The sequence below is a fragment of the Luteimonas sp. J29 genome, assembly GCF_000472505.1.
Taxonomy (GTDB): Bacteria; Pseudomonadota; Gammaproteobacteria; order Xanthomonadales; family Xanthomonadaceae; genus Luteimonas.
In genome coordinates, this window is sequence record NZ_AWZR01000004.1 from 338,617 (window position 1) to 358,943 (window position 20,327).

Sequence of the window (20,327 nt, forward strand, 5' to 3'; positions counted from 1 at the left end):
GGGGCTACCGGGGGATGGTGTCGGAACAGGGACAGGAGTCCGGCCACGGGACAGGGCTGGCCCCGCCACCCGAGAGTCGGCGTCCTGGACGTCTTTTTTCCTTGGATCCCCCGGCGAGGATTCTTGATCGCGCCGAGGTAACTGCAAGCTGAATCGCCCGTTTTGGTGCCCGGTTCATCCGTCGGACAGTGATGCGGTCCACAAAAAACCGCTTGCAATGCGCGAAAAACCGCTGGTTTGGTCTGTGGACGATCGCATCCGCGTCATCACGCGGTCTTAATGTTCTCGTCGCGTTGCGGCGTTGCGCGCGCGCGATTGCGCAGGCGCCAGCCATGCCACGCTGCCCAGCCAGGCGACGATCATCGCGACCACCGTCTTCTGGGCGAGGCCACGCGGCAGGTCCCGCCACGCGGCCAGCACCCACACCGCCGCGAAGCAGGCCAGGGCCCAGGGCAGCAGCCAGCGCGCGGCCGCCCGCCAGCGTGGGTCCAGGCGCAGCCGCAGGGCCTGCAGGACCAGTCCGGTCGTGGCGAACAGGAACGCGCCCTGGGCGCTGATGCCGTGGACCAGCCCCTCCAGCGTGCGCTCGCCGCCGGGCGGGTCGGTGTGCGCGAACGCGGTCACGCACAGCGACGCGCCGGCGAGGCAGAACGCCAGCAGCGGCGCCGCGCTGCGCGCCGTCGCCGGCAGCGCGCGGTACACGCCCCAGGCCAGCGCCAGCATCGACAGGGCCAGGGCGACGTAGGCCGCCTGCAGCACGCCGCCCCAGGGGCCGACCAGGTAGAAGCTCAGCGGGTGCCGGACCGGGTCGAGGTCGGGGCGCAGCAGGTGCAGGCCCACGGCCGTGGCGAGGAAGAGGCCGATCCCCGCCAGTGTCAAGCGGGACCAGGGCGTCGGGGGCGGCGGAACGGGCATGGGCGTCGGTCGGACCAGCGGCGTGGCGGGGCGGCCAGACTAGCGGCTCCGCCGCCGGCGTCGCACCCGCGGCGTTGATCCGGATCATGGCGGCGCCGGCAGGCGCGGGACGAGGATGCGCGCGTCCGTCCCGCCCGGTGGAGGCGTCGTGCGACTTGGTCCGCTGTCCCTGATCGTGCCCGTGGCCCTCGCGGGATTCGTGCTCGCCGCCTCGACGGTGCCTGCGGACGGCTGGCCGACCACCGCGCTGCTCAGTCTGGGCTCGGGCATGGTCGCGGTGTCGCTGATGGCGCTGGCCGCGGTGCTGGGCGCGCGCTGGAAGCCGGTCGAGTCGCTGTTCGGCGGGCTCGACCGCGTGTACGAGACCCACAAGTGGCTGGGCGTGTGGGCCCTGGTCTTCGCTTCGGTGCACCTGCTGTTCAAGGCGGGCGCACCGGGCTGGGAGGTCGCGCCCATCGTGCAGCTGCCCGGGCCGGCGACGCGGTTCGTGCGCCAGGCGGCATTCGTGGCGCTGATGGTGATCGTGCTGCTGGCGCTCGACCGGAAGATCCCGTACCGCACCTGGCGCTGGTGGCACAAGCTGTCCGGGCCGCTGTTCCTGGTGGTGGTCGCGCACTGGCTCAGCATCAAGTCGCCGGTGGCGCTGGCCAGCCCGGCCGGCGGCTGGCTGGCGGGGCTGTCAGGCCTGGCGGTGGTGGCTGCGGCCTGGAAGCTGTTGCTGTACCCGGCGCTGTCGCGGCATGCCACGTACCGGCTGCTCGCCGTGGCCTCGAGCGGGACCGCCGTGTACCTGCGGCTCGCGCCGGAGCGGCGGCCGCTCCCGTTCCGGCCCGGCCAGTTCGCGTTCCTGTCGTTCGAGCACGAGGGACTGCGCGAGCCGCATCCGTTCACCATCGCCAGCGCCCAGCAGTCCGACGGCAGCATCGCGTTCATGGTGCGCGCCTCGGGCGACTACACCGCACGGCTGGTCGCCGAGGCGCGCCCCGGCCTGGTGGCCCGGGTGTACGCGCCGTTCGGCCGCTTCACGCGCGCACCGGAGGACGGGACGGACATCTGGATCGCCGGCGGGGTCGGGGTGACGCCCTTCCTCGCCTGGCTCCAGGATCCCGACGCGCGTGGGCTCGAGCGGGTGACCTTCTTCCACTTCTTCACCCCCGGCCGCGAACTCCCGGCGGGCGTCGACCTGCCCGGGCTGGCGCGCAGCCGCGGCGTCGAACTGGTCGAGGTGGCGGGCGGACCGGGCGACACCCGTTTCCGCCACCGGTTCGCGCAGCTGGTGGCGAACGCGGGTCCGGCGGGGGTCCGGGTCCGGTTCTGCGGGCCGAGGGGGCTGCTGGGCGCGGTGCGCGCCGTGATGCGCGAGTCGGGCGTGCCGGAGAACCGGCTCCAGCACGAACTGTTCGAGTTCCGTTGAGCGCGTCGCCGGGCCCGGACAGCGGGAACCCGCCTTCCGGCGGGTTCTTGCGGGGATCCTGGCAAGATCCTGATTCCGCGAGGAATCTGGTGGCTATGGGTGGACTCGAACCACCGACCCCAGCATTATGAGTGCTGTGCTCTAACCGGCTGAGCTACATAGCCAGGTCGGTCGCGCGCGCATGGCGGCGAGCCGGCTATTGTCGGCACGAGCCCCCCTCGCGTCAACGCCGGCCGCGGCGCGCGCGACCGGGTTGGCACTTTGCGCGCGGCCGTGGCAGAGTCGGACGCAGTGCATTTCTGGAGTCCGCATCGTGATCGATCCGGACGGATACCGCCCCAACGTGGGCATCGTGCTGATGCATCCGGACGGACGCGTGTTCTGGGCGCGACGGGTGCGCCGCGACGGCTGGCAGTTCCCGCAGGGCGGGATGAACAGCGACGAGACGCCGCTCGAGGCGATGTACCGCGAGCTGCGCGAGGAAACCGGCCTGCTGCCCGAACACGTGGCCGTGCTCGGCGTGACCCCGGGCTGGCTGCGCTACCGGCTGCCGCGCAACGCCATCCGCCGCAACGACAAGGTGGTGTGCATCGGCCAGAAGCAGGTCTGGTACCTGCTCCAGTTCACCGGCCAGGAAAGCGACCTGCGCCTCGACCTCACCCCCAAGCCGGAGTTCGACCACTGGCGCTGGGTGGACTTCTGGTATCCGGTGAACCACGTGGTGACGTTCAAGCGTGGCGTCTACGCCAGTGCGCTGCGGCACCTGGCGCCGTTCGCGCGCCAGATCGCCGGTCCGCAGGCGATCCCGGCGGCCAGCGCCGAACTGCTCGAGCGCGGCCACCGGCGCCGACGCCGGGGCGGGAGCGGGCGGCGCCCGTCGCCTGCCCGCGACCAGGCCGAGTGAACGCCTGAACCGGCTGAACGCCGCAAGTCGTTGATCCACAAGCCCGACCCGTCCCGCACGGCCCGACCGGCCGAATGGGACAAAAGGTCTTGTTGACACTCATTCTCATGTTGTGGCGCAATAGCCGCCCGCACCGAGACCGGACCCGCCCCTTGTACGTCTGCATCTGCAACGGGATCACCGACCACGACATCCGTGCTGCCGCCGAGGCAGGCTGCGGGTCGTTGTCCGAACTGACCATGCGCACCGGCGTCGGTGCCTGCTGCGGCACCTGCATGGAGACCGCCGGCGCCCTGCTCGAGGCCTACCGGCCGGCCGCCGCCGGCGTGGTCGCGCTTCCGGTCCTCCAGCGCGCCGCCTGATCCTGCGTCCCGTTCCGGGCCTCCCCGGGCGCGGATACAAATGCACCCGATTCGTGTTCCGCCATGTCCACGGGCGTGGCGCTAGAGTGGTGCGTCCCCGTTCCACGCACGGAGCCAGGCCATGAAGGGCGACGCCGAGGTCATCCGCTATCTCAACAAGGCGCTCTACAACGAGCTGACCGCGATCAACCAGTACTTCCTGCACGCCAAGATGCTGAAGAACTGGGGCCTGGAGGAGCTGGCCAAGCACGAATACGAGGAATCGATCGACGAGATGAAGCACGCGGACATGCTGTCCGAGCGCATCCTGTTCCTCGAGGGACTGCCCAACTTCCAGGCCCTGGGCAAGCTGAAGATCGGCGAGGACCCGGTCGAGATCCTGCGTTGCGACCTGGCCCTGGAGCTCGAAGGCATCCCGCCGTTGCGCGAGGCGATCGCGCACTGCGAATCGGTCGGCGACTACGTCAGCCGCAAGCTCTTCGCCGACATCCTCGAGAACGAGGAAGAGCACGTGGACTGGCTGGAGACCCAGCTCGACCTGGTCGAACGCATCGGCGTGCAGAACTACCTGCAGAGCAAGCTCGACGACTGAGCCGCGACGCGCCCGCGCACGCGGGCGCGCCCCGGCTCATCCGCGCGCGCGCGCGTCGCGGCGGGCCAGCAGCTGCTGGCGGGCGCGGGCGAACTCGTTGGAGATCAGCGCCACCGCCACCGCCGGGCGTTCGAGCGAACGCTCGCGCGCGGCCAGCTCCACGCGCTTGGCCGCCGCCGACAGCGACAGCGCCCCGAGGTTGGCGCTCGACGACTTGAGCGAGTGCGCGGCGTCGCGCAGGGCGTCGTAGTCGGGACCGGCGGCGGCGCGTTCGAGCGCCCGGATCAGGCGCGGGCTGTCTTCGAGGAAGACATCGACGAGGCGGTCCACTTCTTCCCCCAGCATCGATTCCAGGTCGTCGAGGACGCTGGCGTCGAGCACCGGGGCCAGCGGACGCCTGGGCGGCTCCGATGGTGCGGCAGGCTGCATGGTGGCGGCTCCGGAAGCAGGCGCCGGGGGCGGGGACGCCGGTGGTGGTGGTGTCGGGGGAACCGGTGGCGCGGCCGCGCGCACGGGCGCGGCGGGCGCATTGGATGGGGACCCGCCAGGCGCCCGGGCGGGCGTGGCCGGCAGGATGGCCGGGCGCGGCGCGGGGGCGGCAGGCGCGGCCGGGGCCGGCGCCGGCTTCGGCGCGCCGGCCCACGACGCCGGCACCACCGGCTCGATCCGGCCGTCGGCGCCCGCGGGCTGGGCCGTGCCGGTGCGGGCGGGCCGTGGCGCCGGCGTGGGTCGGGCGACAGCGGGTGCGGGCGGGGCGGCGTCGGGCGCCGCGGTATCGGGTGGCATGGCGGGGGTGGGTGGTGGCGCCGGCGCGACGGCTGCCGCAGTGGCCGCGGCGGGGGCTGCGTCGCGGTCCGGCGCATCGCTTCTGGCCTCCGCGGTCGGCAGGCCCAGCAGCTGCGGGTCGAGCGAGGTCGAGGTCGGCGCGTCGATGGCGTCCGCACCGGCCGGCCGTCCGGCCAGGTCGGCGAACTCCGGTGGCACCGGGATCTGGTCCGGATCCCACCAGCGGTGCAGGCAGCGTTCGAGTTCGCTGCGGGTGACCGGCTTGGGCAGGTAGTCGTCCATGCCCGCGTCCAGGCACTTCTGGCGGTCGCCGGCCATGGCGTTGGCGGTCATGGCGATGATCGGCAGGCGGCGCCCGTCGCCGTTGGCCGCCTCGGTCTCGCGCCAGCGCTGGGTGGCCGTGTAGCCGTCCATCACCGGCATCTGGCAGTCCATCAGCACGATGTCGTAGCGCGAGGCCGACATGCGCAGCAGCGCGGCCTCGCCGTTGCTGGCGGTGTCGCAGGTGATGCCGAGCACGCCGAGCAGGCGCTGGCCCACCATCAGGTTGACCGGGTTGTCCTCGACCAGCAGCACCCGCGGCTTGCGCGCGCTGAAGCCTTCCGGCTGCGGCGCGGGTGCGGCGGCCGGCGCGGCCTCGGCGGGCGCCTCGTCGCCGGCCGCCGGTTCGTCGCCGGACGCGTCGCCGGAGGATTCGAACAGGGCTGCGCGCAGGTCGGGATCGGGCGCCTGGCGGCTGAGCAGGGTCACGCTGCGCTGGAGCTCGTCTGGCACCGGATCATCCCCGTAGAGGCACACCAGGCGCAGGTCGCCGTACACGCTCTGGCGGCCGATGTTGCGGTACAGCGCGAGCGCGGTGTTGCGCATCCCGGCCAGGTCGGCGAGCACGATCGAATAGGCCCACGGCGGCCCCTGGTTGGCGGCGTTGCGCAGGCGGTCGAGCGCTTCCTGGGTGGTCTCCACCGAGGTCACGCGCAGGCCCCAGTTGGGCAGCAGCATGCTCAGGCGCAGGCGCAGGCGCGGGTCGGCGCTGAGCAGCAGCAGGCGCCCGCCCTGCTGCACGGTGCGGTCCTCGACCTGCATGTCGCCCTGGACCTTGAGCAGCGGGATCTCGAACCAGAAGGTCGCGCCGTGGCCCGGTTCGGACTCGACCCCGATGCGTCCGCCCATCAGGTCGACGATGCGCTTGGAGATCGCCAGCCCCAGGCCGGTGCCGCCGTACAGGCGCGTGGTCGAGGCGTCGGCCTGGCTGAAGGCCTGGAACAGGCGCGACTGCGCGGCCTGGGAGATGCCGATGCCGGTGTCGCGGACCTCGAAGCGCAGCTGGTGCTGGGAGGGCGTCTCGCCGAACTTGCGCAGCGACACCGTGACCGAGCCGCGCTCGGTGAACTTGACCGCGTTGCTGACCAGGTTGCCCAGCACCTGGCGCAGGCGCACCGGGTCGCCGCGCACCGGCAGGCGCACGCCCGGGTCGATCTGCATGTGCAGGCGCAGGCCCTTGCTCTGCGCGGGGCGCTCCATCAGCTGCATCACGCCCTCGAGCAGCTCGCGCAGGTTGAACGCGGTGGTCTCGAGCTCGAGCTTGTCGGCCTCGAGCTTGGAATAGTCGAGGATGTCGTCGACGATCCGCAGCATCTGCTGCGACGACATGTAGGCGGTGCGCACCAGCTCGGCGTGGTCCGGCGCCAGCCTGGCGTGCATCAGCAGGTCGAGCATCGGCACGATGCCGTTGAGCGGGGTGCGGATCTCGTGGCTCATCGTGGCCAGGAACTCGCCCTTGGCCATCACCGCCGACTCCGCCGCCTGCTTGGCCAGGCGCAGCTCCTGCTCGAGCTGGGCGTGGCGCTCGAGCTCGCGCTGCAGCTCGCCCAGCAGCTGCTCGTCGCGCAGCGCGCGCTCCTGCGCCTCGGCCAGTTCCCGTTCGCGGACCCGGATGTTGTAGAAGACCGCGAGCGCGGCGAAGGCCGCCAGCAGCGCCATCACCAGGGCGATGNCGAGCCACGGGCCGTCCATGCCCAGCGCATGCAGCGCCATGGTCACCACGGCGCCGCCGGCGGCACCGAGGGTGAACCATCGCAGCATCGCGCTGGATGGCTGTCTGGTGCTGATCATCCCCATCAGCGTGCGTCCCTACAGGACCGAGTTGTGGAAGTCGAATTCGAGCTCGCCCGCGGGCCGCTGCACCAGGTTGCCCTGGATGAAGTCGACGCCGGTCATCCACAGCGTGGCCGCCGACTGCGCGTCCTCCACCTGCTGGCCGATGACCTGCAGCCCGAGCCGGTGCGCATGGTCGATCGCGCTGCGCATCTCGTCGCGCACCGCCGCCTCGTGCAGCTGGCTGGAGTAGCGCGCCGACAGGCGCACGTAGCCGAGCGGGAGCTGGCCGAGCAGGGCGTTGGATTCGGGGCTGTAGCTGTACTGGCTCAGGCACAGCTGGACGCCGGCCGCGACCATCTCGCGGCAGAACTCCTGCAGCGACAGCGCGTGCACCAGCGCGTCCTCCTGGCGCACGTCGATCACCAGCGAGTTGCCGTCGACGCCGGCTTCGGCCAGCGAATGCAGCAGCCACTGCGCGTGACCCTGCTGGGCGAGCGTGGTCGGGGCCTGGGTCACGAACAGGCGCAGCGCGCGGTTCTCCTGCTTCTGCCGGTGCAGGGCGCCGATCGCGATCTCCAGTACCCGGCGGTCGACGTCGGCGGTGGCGCCGATGCGCGCGGCGGCGGCCAGCACCTGGCCGGCGGTGTGCTCGGTGCCCTTGCCGTCGCGCATCCGCAGCAGCACCTGGAACTGGGCCTCGTTGCCGCCGGCGACGGCGACGATCGGCTGGAACGCGGTCTGCAGCCGGCCCGAGGCGAGCGCGTCGCGCAGCTCCTGGGCCAGGGCCGCCAGGGCCTGGTCCTCGACCGGCACCGGCCGCTCCCAGGCGGCGATGCCGTGGGCGTGGCTGCGCGCGCCGCGCAGCGCCTCCTCGGCCGCGGCCAGCGCGTCGCCGGGATCGTCGAAGCCCAGGGCGAGGTCGGCGAAGCCGACGACCGCGCGCAGGCGCAGCTTCTCCTCGCCGACGTTGAACGTGTGCCCCCCCAGTCCGTCGCGCAGCTGGCGGGCGAAAGGCGCCAGCTGGCCGGACGCGAGCCCGGACGCCAGCACCAGGAAGGTGTTGTCGTTGAGCCGCGCGGCCGGATGCCCGCCGGCGATCTCGCCCACGCGCCGGCCGGCGTCGGTCAGCAGGGTTTCCAGCGAGGCGTAGCCGAACCGGTCGCGCAGCGCGGCCACGCCCGCGATCTCGACGAAGAACACCGCACCGTCGGTGGCGCCGGGCACGCTGGCGTTGAGCAGCTGCAGCATCTGCGGCCGGGTGTGCAGGCCGGTGGCCGGATGCCGCTGGGTGGCGCCCGCCGGCGCCTGCAGGGCGCGCGCGCGCACGATCCGGGTCTGCACCGCCGAGACCAGGTGCTTGGGCCGCACCGGCTTGCGCAGGAAGTCGTCGGCGCCCAGTTCCAGCGCCTCGAAGCGGCGCTCGGGATCCTCGTCGCCGGTCAGGAACACGATCGGGGTGGAGGCGAAATCGGGCCGGGCGCGGATCAGCGAGGTCAGTTCGGCGCCGTCCAGGCCGGGCATGTGCAGGTCCATCAGCACCAGGTCGGGGCGCAGCTGCTCGAGCGCGCCCATCACCTCGCTGGTGACCGACACCACCTGGACCTGCATGCCGGCGCCGGTCAGCACGCTCTCGGCGAACAGGGCCTGGCTGGGGTCGTCCTCGACGACCAGGACCCGCCACGGCCCGGCCTCGGGGGCCGGCCTTGCGGCAGGCTGGGGCGGCGGGGCGGCGGACGCGTCGGGGCTCTCCACGCACGGCAGCTCCGGCGGCGCGGCATCCCCGCACCAGCGGCGCCAGTATCCGGCGGGCGGGAATTCCGCGCGTTGGCGATTGTCGGCGTCAGACACCGCGGGAACCTTGCCGGAAAGCACGAACACGGGCAACCGCGCGCGCGTGGCACGGCGGACGATCGGGCGGTGAGCCTGCCTGCGCAGCCACGCGATTCATACCTGCGTTTCCCCCTGGAGCCTCGCATTATCGCCGAACCCGGCGCGGTGGCCACGGCAGGTCGGCGCCGCCAGCGCGCCACTGGTCCGCGCGCTGGGCCTGAACTGTGACCGCCGGCTCAGGTGGACGCCGGTCGCGGCGCGCGCCGGAACAGGCGCCGCCAGGCCCACCAGAGCAGTAGCAGCAGGCCGACGCCCAGGGTGACCACCACGCCCAGCACCAGCCACGGCCAGGTCCACATCAGGCCCAGCGCGCCGACCACCACCACGTCCTCGGTGGCCGAGGCGGTCCAGTTGCTCACCGGCTCGGGCGAGGTGTTGAGCAGGGCGCGCGAGCCGGCCTTGACCGCGTGGCTGGCCAGCGCCACGCCGGCGCCGGTCGCCAGCATGCCGGCCCCGAGTTCGCCGTCGGGCGAGAGCGCGGCGGCGGCGAGGAAGGCGCCGGCCGGGATCCGGGCCAGGGTCTGCAGCAGGTCCCAGGCCGAGTCCACGCCCGGGATCTTGTCGGCGAGGAACTCGGCCAGCGCCAGCGCGCCGGACACGCCCAGGACCCAGGGCGAGGTGGTCGCCTCCAGCGCCGGCGGCAGGTCCAGCCAGCCCAGCACCCCGGCCAGGCCGACCCCGAACACGGTCAGGTAGGCGCGGATGCCCGCCAGCCAGGCGAGCAGCACGCCGATGGCGAACAGGTGGGCATCGGTCATCGGGACTCCTCGCGGACCGCAGCCGGCGGTCGCGTCTGCGCCCGAGTATAGGAGCAGGGTGCGCCTTGACGCAGGTGCGCGGGCGTCGCTATACGGGAACGATGACGGAGCCGACTCCCAGCCAGGAGGGCGACCAGCCCACTGGCCCCGCCGCGCAGTCCCCCGCGCCCGCCGAGATGGTGCCGTCCTCGCCGGCGGGCTATGCGGTGGTGGCGGTGTTCGTGGCCGCGCTCGGGTTCGGCCTGTGGGGCGTGTGGGCCACGGTCGCCAGGCCGTCCCCGGGCGGCGTCACCGACCTGGCCAGCGCGCAGGCGCGGATCGAGGCGCTCGAGCAGGAAGTCGCCACCCTGTCGCGCTCGGACCAGATCAGCCGCGACGCCAACCGCGACCTGCAGGGCGCCCTGGCCGAGCGGGAGGAGGAGATCTCGGCGCTGCGCGCGGACATTGCGTTCTACGAGCGCTTCGTCGGCTCGACCGCGCAGCGGCGCGGCCTGGCCGTGCACGAGCTGGCACTGGTCCCGCGCGGCGGCCAGGCCTGGCAGTACACCGTGACCCTGACCCAGAACCTGAACCGCGGTTCGGTGAGCAGCGGCCGGCTGACCCTGGCCGTGGAAGGCACCCGCGACGGCCGCCTGGAGCGGCTGGACTGGGCCGCCCTGCGCCAGCAGCCCGATGCCGAGGGCGTGGAGTACTCGTTCAAGTACTTCCAGCAGCTCGAGGGCGAGGTGGTGCTGCCGCCGGGCTTCAAGCCGCTGCGGGTGGTGGCGCGACTCGCGCCGTCCTCGGGCGCGCCGGTGGAGAAGACCCTGGCCTGGGACGAGGCCGCCAGGGCGCCGGCGCAGGCGGGGGAATGAACGCAGCGTGCCGGCGCGGCGCTTGAAGTCGCGCCGCCCGCGCCCCATCCTGATCGACATGTCCTCGCCCGCACCAGACTACCTTTCGCTGCAGCGCCCGCTGGAGTTCACCCCGGCGGCGGCCGGCAAGGTCCGTGAACTGATCGCCGAGGAAGGCAATCCGGCGCTCAAGCTGCGCGTCTACATCCAGGGCGGCGGCTGCTCGGGCTTCCAGTACGGCTTCGAGTTCGACGAGCAGCAGGCCGAGGACGACCTGGCCGTGACCACCGACGGCGTCACCCTGGTGGTCGATCCGCTCAGCCTGCAGTACCTGATGGGCGCGACGGTGGACTACACCGAGAGCCTGCACGGCGCCCAGTTCACGATCCGCAACCCGAACGCCCGCTCGACCTGCGGCTGCGGGTCGTCGTTCACCGTCTGACCGCCATGGCCGACGCACCGCCGGGCTTCGCCTTCGTCGAAGGCGCGCTCGACCGCGTCGAGTTCCTGCGCACGCAATCCGACCGCCTGGCCGCGCTGTGGCCGGACGCGCGCCTGCTGCGGCTCGATGCCGAGGGCCGCGCGCTGTGCGGCGACGGCGGCACGCCCGTGGACGAACGCGGCGGCGACCATCCGGCGCTGCGGGCCGAGGCCGTGCTGCTGGGCATGGACGGCGGCCGGGCCTGGTTCGCCGCACCCGACCCGGGCACGGATCCCGGGACGCCGCGCGTGGACCTGCGTACCGCCGCCGCCAGCTGGCCGGTGCGCGAGGCGACGGCCTTCGCCCAGGCGCGCGCGGTGCTGCACTGGCGCGCGCGGCATCGTTACTGCGGCGCCTGCGGCACGCAGCTCCGCTTCGAGCGCGCGGGCTGGCTCGGCCGCTGCGACGGCTGCGCCAGCGAGCACTATCCGCGCACCGATCCGGCGGTGATCGTCGCGGTCACCGACGGCGAGCGCCTGCTGCTCGGCCGCCAGGCGGACTGGCCGCCGCGCCGCTATTCGACCCTGGCCGGTTTCGTCGAGCCCGGCGAAACCCTCGAGCAGACCGTGGTGCGCGAGGTGTTCGAGGAATCCGCGGTGCGGGTGCGCCGCTGCCGTTATCTCGCCTCGCAGCCGTGGCCGTTCCCGTCCTCGCTGATGCTGGGCTTCATCGCCGACGCCGAGCCGGACGTGCCGCGCCCGAGCGACGAGGAGCTGGAGGACGCGCGCTGGTTCACCCGCGAGGAGGTGGGCGATGCGCTCGAAGGACGCACCGGCGGACAGGGGTTGCTGCTGTCGCCGCGGCTGTCGATCTCGCGCTGGCTGGTCGAGGCCTGGTACCGCGGCGGCGCGTCCGCCTGAGTCCGGCAACGCCCGGTTCGCCGCCGGCGCCCCGCGGGCCCTAGAATCGGCCCATGTTCGCCACCCTGCTCGCGGTCGTCGTGGCGCTGGTGCTGGGACACCTGGCCCGCGACCTGACCGCCACCCTGCGCCATTACGGCTGGTTCGAGGGCTGGCTGGACTGGCTGCACGCGCGACTGGGCGAGGATGGCGCGTTCGGCAGTCGCTGGGGCATCGCCCTGGCCCTGCTCCCGCCGCTGCTGCTGGTGGCGCTGCTGCAATGGCTGCTGGACAGCGTGCTGTTCGGGCTGCCGGGGCTGCTGTTCGCGGTGGTCGTGCTGTTCCATGCCTGGGGGCCGCGCGACCTGGATCGCGACGTCGACGATATCGTCGAGGCCGCGGACGGCGACGGTCGCCGCGCCGCCGCCGCCGCGCTGTGGCCGGAGCACCGGCGCGACCAGGCCAGCCTGCACCCCCCGGCGCTGGTGGGCGCGGTGGCGGATGCGGCGCTGCGGCGCTGGTTCGGCGTGCTGCTGTGGTTCCTGGTGCTGGGCGCGGTCGGGGCGTTGCTGTACCGCCTGGTCGCGGTCGCGGCCGAGGACCGCGTATCGACCCGCCTGCCGCCGCCGATGGTGCATGGCGCGCGCGCGCTGCTGGCGGCGCTGGACTGGCCTGCGGCGCAGCTGGTCACCCTGTCGCTGGCGCTGGTGGGCAACTTCGACGTGGTACTCGGGGCCTGGAAGGAGGCCGGCGGCGCCGACCTGCGCCTGGACACCGGCTTCGTCGCCGCCGCCGTGCGCGCCAGCGTGCGCAGCGAGATCGCCGACGAGGCCGAGGAATATGCCGAGGCCGGCGTGCCGCCCGGCAGCGCGCTGGTGCTCGAACTCGGGCCGCTGCCGGAACTTCGCGACGCGATGAGCCTGGTCTGGCGCAGCCTGCTGCTGTGGCTGGCGGTGATCGCGCTGTTCGTGATCGCCGGGTGGGTCAGCTGAGCGAGGACGCCGCGCTTAGGGCCGGTCGCCGCGCAGCGCGCGCACCTTCGCCTCCAGCTGCTGCGCGGTGACGCCCGGGTCGGTGACCGGCGCGTCCGCGACCACCACCACGTGCGCGCGGAAGCGCCGCGGCACCCGCATCCGCCCCAGCCGCGAATCGCGCCGGCTCCACATGCTGGCCCACATCCCGCACAGGGCCATCGGTACCACCGGCACCGGACGCCCGGCCTCGGCCGCGCGCCGCACGATCCGCTCCACGCCCGGCTTGAACGGCGCGATGTCGCCGTCCTTCGTCAGCGCGCCTTCGGGGAAGATGCCGACGATCTCGCCTTCGGCCAGCGCCGCGTCGATCGCGTCGAAGGCGCGCTCCATCAGCGCCGGGTCCTCGCGCGCGCCGGCGATCGGGATCGCGCGGGCGGTGCGGAAGATCCAGCGCATCACCGGCACCTCGAAGATGCGGTGGTACATCACGAACCGCACCGGGCGCGGGATGGTCGCGGCGAGGATCAGCGCGTCCATGTAGCTGACGTGGTTGCACACGATCAGCGCCGGGCCCTCGTCGGGCACGTGCTTCTCGATCCCGTGCAGCTCCAGCCGGTACAGCGCGCGCACCATCAGCCAGCTGACGAAGCGCATCGCGAACTCGGGCACGATGCTGAAGATCCAGATCGCGACCAGGGCGTTGGCGATCGCCAGCGCCAGGAACAGCTGCGGGATGCTCCAGCCCAGCAGCTGCTGCACCGCGATGCCGATCAGGGCCGCGGCGACGATGAACAGCGAGTTCTGGATGTTCATGCCGGCGATCACCCGCGCCAGCTCGTCCCGCGGCGTGCGGCTCTGGATCAGCGCGAACAGCGGCACCACGAAGAAACCGGTGAACATGCCGATGCCGGTGAGGTCGGCGACGATCCGCCAGCTGCCCGGCGCGTCCAGGAACCCGCGCACCGACAGCCCCGCCGCCAGCGCCGCGCCGGGGCGGGCGAAGTACAGGTCGAGCATGAAGGCGCTCACGCCCAGCGCGCCCAGCGGCACCAGGCCGATCTCCACCGTGCGCCCGGAGAGCTTCTCGCACAGCAGCGAACCCACGCCCACGCCGATCGAGAACAGGGCCAGCGCGAAGATGTACAGCGCCTGGGTGCCGCCGAGGTTGGCCTCGGCGTACATCGGCAGCTGCGCGGTGAGCACGGTGCCGATGAACCAGAACCAGGACACGCCCAGCACCGCGTTGCGCACCGCCGGCTGGCGCCGGGTGAGCTTCCAGATCCGCCAGGACTGGCGGGCCACGTTCCAGTCGATCCGCAGCGCCGGGTCGCCGGCCGGCACGGGCGGGATCCTGCGCGCGACCAGGTTGCCGGCCACGGCCAGCAGGATGATCGCCGCCGCGGCCACGTAGGGCCCCGACGCGCCGGCGAGCAGGAAGATCGAACCGCCCGCGACCATGCCCAGCAGGATCGAGATCGAGGTGCCCATCTCGACCAGGCCGTTGCCGCCGGTCAGTTCCTCGGGCGCGAGCACCGAGGGCAGGATCGAATACTTCACCGGGCCGAACAGCGTGGACTGCAGGCCGGTGCAGAACAGCGCCACCAGCAGCAGCGGCATGTTCTGCAGGACGAAGCCGACCGCGGCCAGCGACATGATCGCGATCTCCATCGTCGTGGTGATCACGATCAGGCGCTGCTTCTCCAGCTTCTCCGCGATCTGGCCGGCGGTGGCCGAGAACAGGAAGTAGGGCAGGATGAAGATCGCCGGCGCGAGCTGGGTGTAGAGCGCGCGCGACCCGGTCGAGATCGTGCCGGCGACGGCCATGGCGCCGAGCAGGCCGATGATCGCCTGGCGGTAGACGTTGTCGTTGAACGCGCCCAGCGCCTGCACGGTGAAGTACGGCAGGAAGCGGCGCTGGCGCAGCAGGTCGAACTGCGAATGGTGGTTGGGCCGGTCGTGCCCGGTCTCGTGCGCCATGCGTCCTCCGAGGGCTGGCCCGGAGTGTAGCGGGCGGGCGGCACCCGGCGCACCGCGGTCCGGCGCCCGCGCCGGTGCGTTCGGCCGCCGTCCACGCCGCGCGCCTGCCCGGTTGCTAGAGTGGCCGCGACCACGCCCGGCGGAGCGCACCATGTCCACGCCCCTGATGCCGGCCGCCTTCCTCGGCCACGGCTCCCCGATGAACGCGCTCGAGCGCAACCGCTACACGCAGGCCTGGCGCGCGTTCGGCGCCTCGGTGCCGCGGCCGCGCGCGATCCTGGCGATCTCGGCGCACTGGTACGTGCCGGCGCTGGCCGTCACCGCGATGCCGCGCCCGCGCACGATCCACGACTTCTACGGTTTCCCGCCCGAGCTGTTCGCCGTGCAGTACCCGGCGCCGGGCCTGCCGGAGCTGGTGGAGGAGGTGGCCGACCTGGCCAGGCCCGACCGGGTCGGCGCCGACCTCGATGGCTGGGGTCTGGACCATGGCACCTGGTCGGTGCTGGTGCACGCCTTCCCGAAGGCCGATATCCCGGTCGTGCAGCTCTCGCTCGACACCCGCAAGCCGCTCGACTGGCACGTCGAGCTGGGCGCGAAGCTGTCCGCGCTGCGCGAGCGCGGGATCCTGGTGGTGGGCAGCGGCAACGTCGTCCACAACCTGCGCGCGATCGACTGGAACCGGCCGGACGATGGCTTCGACTGGGCCCGCCGCTTCGACGAGCGCGCGCGCCAGCTGATGCGCGAGACGCCGCACGAGGCGGCGTCGCTGGCGGCGCACCCGGACTATCGCGCCGCGGTGCCGGTCACCGACCACTTCCTGCCGCTGCTGTACCTGGCCGGGATGGCGGCCGCGGCGGAGCGTCCGGCGAAGACGCTGGTCGAGGGTTACAGCTACGGCTCGCTGTCGATGACGGCGTACACCCTCCAGGCGCATTGCCCGGGCGCGACGCAGGACGCGGGGGGCGCGGCGGCGCTGGCCACCAGCCTGCCGCCGGACGCGGCCAACGTCTGAGGTCGCGCGCGCTCAGCCGATGCGTGGTTGGGCGGCGAACCAGGGCGCGAGCCTGCGCAGCGCCTCCTCGACGTGGGCCGTGGCCGGCGCGAAGCTGAAGCGGATGTAGCGGTGGCCGTCGACGGGATCGAAGTCCACGCCCGGCGCCAGTGCCACGCCGGTCTGCTCCAGCATGCGGGTGCAGAAGCCGAGGCTGTCGCTGGTGAGGTGGCCGACGTCCGCCCAGAGGTAGAACGCGCCGTCGGGCGGCGCGATGCGTTCCAGCCCCAGCGCCGGCAATGCATCAAGCAGCAGGGCGCGGTTGCGCGCGTACGTGGCGCGGTGCGCTTCGAGCTCGTCCGTGCAGTCCATCGCCACCAGCGCCGCCTGCTGGCTGGGCGAGGGCGGGGTCAGGAACAGGTTGCCGGCATGGGCGCGCGCGGTGTCCACCAGGCCGGGCGGCACCAGCAGCCAGCCCAGGCGCCAGTCCACCATGCTGTAGTACTTGGAGAAGCTGTTCACCACCAGTGCGTCGGGCGCGTACTCGAGGATCGAATGCGCCGGTTGGGTGTGATGCAGGCCGTGGTAGATCTCGTCGGAGAGCAGCACGATGCCGCGTTCGCGGCACACGTCGGCGATCGCCGCGAGTTCGTCGCCCGGGATGATCGTGCCGGTGGGATTGGCCGGGCTGGCCAGGATGACGCCGGCGGGCGCGGGGTCCAGCGCCGCGATCGCGGCCGCCGAGAGCTGGTAGCGCGTCCCGGGCCCGCAGCCGATTTCGACCGGCTCCAGGCGTGCGGCGCGTGTGGTGTTGCGGTAGGCGACGTAGCCTGGCCGGGCGAAGGCGATGCGGTCGCCGGCCTCGAAGCGCGCCAGCAGGGCCAGCAGCAACGCGGGCGAGGCGCCGCAGGTGAGGATGATGCGGTCGGGATCGACGTCCACGCCGTAGCGTTCGCCGTAGTGGCGGGCGATGCGTGCGCGCAGCGGTTCGCTTTCCCAGTAGCCGGGCGGGTCGCGGTCGAGCGCCGCGCGCACCGCGGCCAGCGCCGCGGCGGGTGCGGGCGTCGAGGGCTGGCCGAACTCCATGTGCACTACCGGGCGCCCGGCGGCTTCCAGCCTGCGCGCCAGCTGGCTGATGGCGATCGCGCGGAACGGTTCGACGCGACCGCCCACGGCTCAGTGCCCCCGTTCGCGCTCGATCGCGCGCCAGCCGATGTCGCGGCGGCAGAAGGCGTGCTCCCACGAGATCGCGTCCACGCCGGCGTAGGCGCGGCGCTGCGCGTCGGCGACGGTGTCGCCGAGCGCGGTGACGCACAGCACGCGGCCGCCCGCGCTGAGCACGCGTCCGTCGGCCTCGAGCACGGTGCCGGCGTGGAACACCTTCACGTCGTCGGGCACCTCGTCGAGGCCGGAGATCGGCTCGCCGGTGACCGGCGTGCCCGGGTACGGACGCGCGGCCATCACCACGCCCAGCGAGGGCCGCGTGTCCCAGACCGCCTCGGTGCTGTCCAGGCGGCCTTCGAGCGCGGCCTCGACCAGGTCCACCAGGTCCGACTGCAGGCGCAGCATCACCGGCTGGGTCTCCGGGTCCCCGAAGCGCACGTTGAACTCGATCACCTTGGGCGCGCCGTCGGGCCCGATCATCAGCCCGGCGTAGAGGAAGCCGGTGAACGGCGTGCCGTCGGCGGCCATGCCGTCCACGGTCGGCTGCACGACCTCGCGCATGATCCGCTCGTGCACCTCGGGCGTGACCACCGGCGCGGGCGAGTACGCACCCATGCCGCCCGTGTTGGGGCCGGTGTCGCCGTCGCCCACGCGCTTGTGGTCCTGGCTGGTGGCCATCGGCAGCGCGGTGCGGCCGTCGACCATCGAGATGAAGCTCGCCTCCTCGCCCTCGAGGAATTCCTCGATCACAACGCGCGCGCCGGCGTCGCCGAACGCGTTGCCCGAGAGCATGTCGCGCACCGCGGCCTCGGCCTCGTCCAGGGTCATGGCCACGACCACGCCCTTGCCGGCGGCCAGGCCGTCGGCCTTGACCACGATCGGCGCGCCCTTGTCGCGGACATAGGCGAGCGCCGCGTCCACCTCGGTGTGCACGGCGTAGAACGCGGTGGGGATGCAATGGCGCTTGAGGAAGTCCTTGGCGAAGGCCTTGCTGCCCTCGAGCCTCGCGGCCGCGGCGCTGGGCCCGAAGATGCGGCGGCCCGCGGCGCGGAAGCGGTCGACCACGCCGGCCACCAGCGGCACTTCCGGGCCGACCACGGTCAGCGCCACGTCCTCGTCCTCGGCCAGCCGCAGCAGGCCGTCGAGGTCGTCGGCCTTCACCGGCGCGTTGCGGCACTGCGGCTCGGCGGCGGTGCCGGCATTGCCCGGCGCGACGATGACCTCGGACACGCGCCGCGACTGCGCGAGCTTCCACGCCAGCGCGTGTTCGCGGCCGCCGGAACCGATCACCAGCACTTTCATGACGTCCCCTTCAGGTCCCAGGGCGCGCAGTCGCGCGCCGGAAGCGTGGATTCGAAGAACACCTTGTCGTGGCGGTCGACGAAGCGGCGCACGAACACCACGTCGGAGCCGAACAGGGGCGCGAGCGCCGGATGCAGGCAAAGCTCCTGCATCTGCGCCTGCTCGCTCTCGCGCAGTTCGTCGAAGCGCGGGCTCGCGCGGGTCACGTCCGCGTCGCCCTCCGGACTGCGCACCAGCAACACCAGGCGCCGGCCCTCGATGCTGGCCGACTCGGTGACCAGGTCCTCGAAATAGGGTGCGGGCAGCTCCGCGGCGATCGCGTCGCGCGCGTCCTGCATCGGGTGGTCGCCGCAGCCGGCCAGCGCCAGGGCGGCCGCGAGCGACAGGCAGGCGATGCGGGGCGCCGGCGGCATCGTCGGGGCCCCCATCAGTGGCGGAAGTGGCGCACGCCGGTGAACACCATGGCGATGCCGTGCTCGTCGGCGGCGGCGACCACCTCGGCGTCGCGCATCGAACCGCCCGGCTGGATCACCGCCTTGATCCCGGCGGCGGCGGCGGCGTCGATGCCGTCGCGGAACGGGAAGAACGCGTCGGACGCCATCACCGAGCCTTCCACGACCAGGCCCGCGTCGGCGGCCTTGATGCCGGCGATGCGGGCCGAGTACACCCGGCTCATCTGCCCGGCGCCCACGCCGATCGTGCGGTGGTCCTTCGCGTACACGATCGCGTTGGACTTGACGAACTTCGCGACCCTCCATGCGAACAGCAGGTCGTCGAACTGCTGTGCGGTCGGCGCCAGCTTCGTGACGACCCTGAGTTCGTCGCGGGTCACCACGCGGTCGTCGGCGGTCTGCATCAGCAGGCCCGAGCCCACGCGCTTGACGTCGATGAAACCGGGCGACGGCGGCGCCATCGGGATCCGCAGCACGCGCACGTTGGCCTTCTTCTTCGCGTACTCGAGCGCGCCGTCGTCGTAGTCGGGCGCGATCAGCACTTCGACGAACTGGCGGTCGAGGATGGTCTTCGCGGTGGTCGCGTCGAGCGTGCGGTTGAAGGCGAGGATGCCGCCGAAGGCGCTCGTCGGGTCGGTGGCGTACGCCAGTTCGTAGGCCTGGCCGACATCCGCGGCCACGGCCACGCCGCAGGGGTTGGCGTGCTTGACGATCACGCAGGCCGGGGCGTCGAACTGGCGCACGCATTCCCAGGCCGCGTCGCTGTCGGCGATGTTGTTGTAGCTCAGCTCCTTGCCCTGCAGCTGGGTGAAGGTCGCCAGCGACCCCGGCGCGGGATGCAGGTCGCGGTAGAACGCGGCCTGCTGGTGCGGGTTTTCGCCGTAGCGCAGGTCCATGACCTTGACGAAACTGCCGTTGGCCTGGGCGGAGAACGGCGCGCGCACCGGGACGTCACCGGACGCGTCGGTGATCGCGGACAGGTAGTTGCTGATCGCCGCGTCGTACTGGGCCACGCGGTTGAACGCGGCCACCGACAGGGCGAAGCGGGTGGCGGCCGACAGCCGGCCGTCGTTGGCCTCGAGTTCGGCCAGCAGGCCGGCGTACTGGTCGGGCGAGGTCGCGACGGCGACGCGGGCGAAGTTCTTGGCCGCGCTGCGCAGCATGGCCGGGCCGCCGATGTCGATGTTCTCCACCGCCTCGGCCAGGGTGCAGCCGGCGTTCGCCGTGACCTGTTCGAACGGATACAGGTTCAGCACCAGCAGGTCGATCGGGGCGATGCCGTGCTCGGCCATCACCGCGTCGTCGGTGCCGGCGCGGCCCAGCAGGCCGCCGTGCACCACCGGGTGCAGGGTCTTGACCCGGCCGTCCATCATCTCGGGGAAGCCGGTGGCCTCGGACACGTCGCGGACCGGAAGCCCGGCCTCGCGGATCGCCCTGGCGGTGCCGCCGGTGGACAGCAGTTCGACGCCGCGCGCGGACAGCGCACGGGCCAGGTCGACCAGGCCGGTCTTGTCGGAAACGGACAGCAGCGCCCGTCGCACGGGCAGGAGGTCGGCGGTCATCGTGGCTCGCGGCGGGGAAGCGGGGGCGGGAATT

17 protein-coding genes, 1 tRNA gene and 1 pseudogene are annotated in these 20,327 nt (G+C 72.8%); 9 read left to right on the forward strand and 10 right to left on the reverse strand.

Translation table 11 applies throughout. The annotated features are described in order from the left end of the window. Positions 1 to 276 precede the first annotated feature (276 nt). Entirely contained in the window at positions 277 to 879 is a 603-nt protein-coding gene (locus tag LUTJ29_RS0108570) for a DUF998 domain-containing protein (protein WP_027072160.1), read from the reverse strand. A gap of 184 nt (positions 880 to 1,063) precedes the next feature. Between LUTJ29_RS0108570 and LUTJ29_RS16830 the strand changes: the two genes are divergently transcribed. After that, positions 1,064 to 2,329, forward strand: coding sequence for a ferredoxin reductase family protein (locus LUTJ29_RS16830; RefSeq protein WP_051322855.1), 1,266 nt, complete (start codon positions 1,064 to 1,066; stop codon positions 2,327 to 2,329). Positions 2,330 to 2,416: 87 nt separating this feature from the next. Here LUTJ29_RS16830 and LUTJ29_RS0108580 read toward each other — a convergent pair. Further along, positions 2,417 to 2,493 (reverse strand) — tRNA-Met (locus tag LUTJ29_RS0108580). 149 nt (positions 2,494 to 2,642) lie between these two features. Here LUTJ29_RS0108580 and LUTJ29_RS0108585 point away from each other — a divergent pair. From LUTJ29_RS0108585 to bfr, 3 genes and pseudogenes are all read left to right on the forward strand, one after another. Continuing rightward, positions 2,643 to 3,140: pseudogene (locus LUTJ29_RS0108585) on the forward strand (RNA pyrophosphohydrolase); the annotation flags it as partial. A gap of 245 nt (positions 3,141 to 3,385) precedes the next feature. Next, entirely contained in the window at positions 3,386 to 3,595 is a 210-nt protein-coding gene (locus tag LUTJ29_RS0108590) for a (2Fe-2S)-binding protein (protein ID WP_027072162.1), read from the forward strand. A 121-nt stretch (positions 3,596 to 3,716) separates the two neighbouring features. Beyond that, positions 3,717 to 4,187: a bacterioferritin gene (bfr, locus tag LUTJ29_RS0108595; protein ID WP_027072163.1), complete on the forward strand. Its 471-nt coding sequence runs from the start codon at positions 3,717 to 3,719 to the stop codon at positions 4,185 to 4,187. A gap of 36 nt (positions 4,188 to 4,223) precedes the next feature. On the opposite strand, the gene LUTJ29_RS16835 is transcribed toward bfr, so the two are convergent. The 3 genes from LUTJ29_RS16835 to LUTJ29_RS0108610 form a co-directional block, all read right to left on the reverse strand. Next, positions 4,224 to 7,085: a hybrid sensor histidine kinase/response regulator gene (locus LUTJ29_RS16835; RefSeq protein WP_232221180.1), complete on the reverse strand. Its 2,862-nt coding sequence runs from the start codon at positions 7,083 to 7,085 to the stop codon at positions 4,224 to 4,226. An 18-nt stretch (positions 7,086 to 7,103) separates the two neighbouring features. Next, positions 7,104 to 8,948: an EAL domain-containing protein gene (locus tag LUTJ29_RS0108605; RefSeq protein WP_232221181.1), complete on the reverse strand. Its 1,845-nt coding sequence runs from the start codon at positions 8,946 to 8,948 to the stop codon at positions 7,104 to 7,106. A gap of 188 nt (positions 8,949 to 9,136) precedes the next feature. After that, the gene (locus tag LUTJ29_RS0108610) at positions 9,137 to 9,718 is read right to left on the reverse strand and encodes a DUF4126 domain-containing protein (protein ID WP_027072165.1); all 582 of its coding nucleotides are present in this window, start codon (positions 9,716 to 9,718) and stop codon (positions 9,137 to 9,139) included. 101 nt (positions 9,719 to 9,819) lie between these two features. On the opposite strand from LUTJ29_RS0108610, the gene LUTJ29_RS16840 reads away from it, so the two are divergent. The 4 genes from LUTJ29_RS16840 to ampE are packed head-to-tail and all read left to right on the forward strand — an operon-like array spanning position 9,820 to position 12,863. Then, the gene (locus LUTJ29_RS16840) at positions 9,820 to 10,572 is read left to right on the forward strand and encodes a DUF6776 family protein (protein WP_232221182.1); all 753 of its coding nucleotides are present in this window, start codon (positions 9,820 to 9,822) and stop codon (positions 10,570 to 10,572) included. Positions 10,573 to 10,630: 58 nt separating this feature from the next. Next, the gene (gene erpA, locus LUTJ29_RS0108620; protein ID WP_043740988.1) at positions 10,631 to 10,993 is read left to right on the forward strand and encodes an iron-sulfur cluster insertion protein ErpA; all 363 of its coding nucleotides are present in this window, start codon (positions 10,631 to 10,633) and stop codon (positions 10,991 to 10,993) included. A 5-nt stretch (positions 10,994 to 10,998) separates the two neighbouring features. Then, complete coding sequence (nudC, locus tag LUTJ29_RS0108625) at positions 10,999 to 11,892, forward strand: NAD(+) diphosphatase (protein WP_027072167.1); 894 nt, start codon at positions 10,999 to 11,001, stop codon at positions 11,890 to 11,892. A gap of 53 nt (positions 11,893 to 11,945) precedes the next feature. Further along, on the forward strand, positions 11,946 to 12,863 hold the full coding sequence (gene ampE, locus LUTJ29_RS0108630; protein WP_027072168.1) for a regulatory signaling modulator protein AmpE: 918 nt from the start codon (positions 11,946 to 11,948) through the stop codon (positions 12,861 to 12,863). A gap of 15 nt (positions 12,864 to 12,878) precedes the next feature. Here the strand turns inward: ampE and LUTJ29_RS0108635 are convergent, their stop codons facing one another. After that, entirely contained in the window at positions 12,879 to 14,822 is a 1,944-nt protein-coding gene (locus tag LUTJ29_RS0108635; RefSeq protein ID WP_043740895.1) for an MFS transporter, read from the reverse strand. Between the two features lie 151 nt (positions 14,823 to 14,973). Here LUTJ29_RS0108635 and ygiD point away from each other — a divergent pair, with 151 nt between their 5' ends. Further along, positions 14,974 to 15,834: a 4,5-DOPA dioxygenase extradiol gene (gene ygiD, locus LUTJ29_RS0108640; protein ID WP_232221183.1), complete on the forward strand. Its 861-nt coding sequence runs from the start codon at positions 14,974 to 14,976 to the stop codon at positions 15,832 to 15,834. A 12-nt stretch (positions 15,835 to 15,846) separates the two neighbouring features. Here the strand turns inward: ygiD and LUTJ29_RS0108645 are convergent, their stop codons facing one another. From LUTJ29_RS0108645 to purH, 4 genes are read right to left on the reverse strand one after another with little or no spacing between them, the layout of a single operon-like run. Beyond that, the gene (locus tag LUTJ29_RS0108645) at positions 15,847 to 16,986 is read right to left on the reverse strand and encodes an aminotransferase class I/II-fold pyridoxal phosphate-dependent enzyme (protein WP_027072171.1); all 1,140 of its coding nucleotides are present in this window, start codon (positions 16,984 to 16,986) and stop codon (positions 15,847 to 15,849) included. A gap of 3 nt (positions 16,987 to 16,989) precedes the next feature. Continuing rightward, the gene (purD, locus tag LUTJ29_RS0108650; protein WP_027072172.1) at positions 16,990 to 18,279 is read right to left on the reverse strand and encodes a phosphoribosylamine--glycine ligase; all 1,290 of its coding nucleotides are present in this window, start codon (positions 18,277 to 18,279) and stop codon (positions 16,990 to 16,992) included. After that, complete coding sequence (locus LUTJ29_RS0108655; RefSeq protein WP_027072173.1) at positions 18,276 to 18,692, reverse strand: hypothetical protein; 417 nt, start codon at positions 18,690 to 18,692, stop codon at positions 18,276 to 18,278. The genes purD and LUTJ29_RS0108655 overlap by 4 nt, the downstream gene beginning before the upstream one ends. A gap of 14 nt (positions 18,693 to 18,706) precedes the next feature. Next, positions 18,707 to 20,293, reverse strand: a complete 1,587-nt coding sequence (gene purH, locus LUTJ29_RS0108660; protein WP_027072174.1) for a bifunctional phosphoribosylaminoimidazolecarboxamide formyltransferase/IMP cyclohydrolase — start codon at positions 20,291 to 20,293, stop codon at positions 18,707 to 18,709. Positions 20,294 to 20,327: the final 34 nt, after the last annotated feature.

Coding starts and splice junctions, on each gene's coding strand:
- bfr (WP_027072163.1), top strand. CDS start 3,717: ATGAAGGGCGACGCCGAGGTCATCCGCTATCTCAACAAGGCGCTCTAC.
- LUTJ29_RS0108610 (WP_027072165.1), bottom strand. CDS start 9,718: ATGACCGATGCCCACCTGTTCGCCATCGGCGTGCTGCTCGCCTGGCTG.
- LUTJ29_RS16840 (WP_232221182.1), top strand. CDS start 9,820: ATGACGGAGCCGACTCCCAGCCAGGAGGGCGACCAGCCCACTGGCCCC.
- erpA (WP_043740988.1), top strand. CDS start 10,631: ATGTCCTCGCCCGCACCAGACTACCTTTCGCTGCAGCGCCCGCTGGAG.
- nudC (WP_027072167.1), top strand. CDS start 10,999: ATGGCCGACGCACCGCCGGGCTTCGCCTTCGTCGAAGGCGCGCTCGAC.
- ampE (WP_027072168.1), top strand. CDS start 11,946: ATGTTCGCCACCCTGCTCGCGGTCGTCGTGGCGCTGGTGCTGGGACAC.
- LUTJ29_RS0108635 (WP_043740895.1), bottom strand. CDS start 14,822: ATGGCGCACGAGACCGGGCACGACCGGCCCAACCACCATTCGCAGTTC.
- ygiD (WP_232221183.1), top strand. CDS start 14,974: ATGTCCACGCCCCTGATGCCGGCCGCCTTCCTCGGCCACGGCTCCCCG.
- purD (WP_027072172.1), bottom strand. CDS start 18,279: ATGAAAGTGCTGGTGATCGGTTCCGGCGGCCGCGAACACGCGCTGGCG.
- LUTJ29_RS0108655 (WP_027072173.1), bottom strand. CDS start 18,692: ATGCCGCCGGCGCCCCGCATCGCCTGCCTGTCGCTCGCGGCCGCCCTG.
- purH (WP_027072174.1), bottom strand. CDS start 20,293: ATGACCGCCGACCTCCTGCCCGTGCGACGGGCGCTGCTGTCCGTTTCC.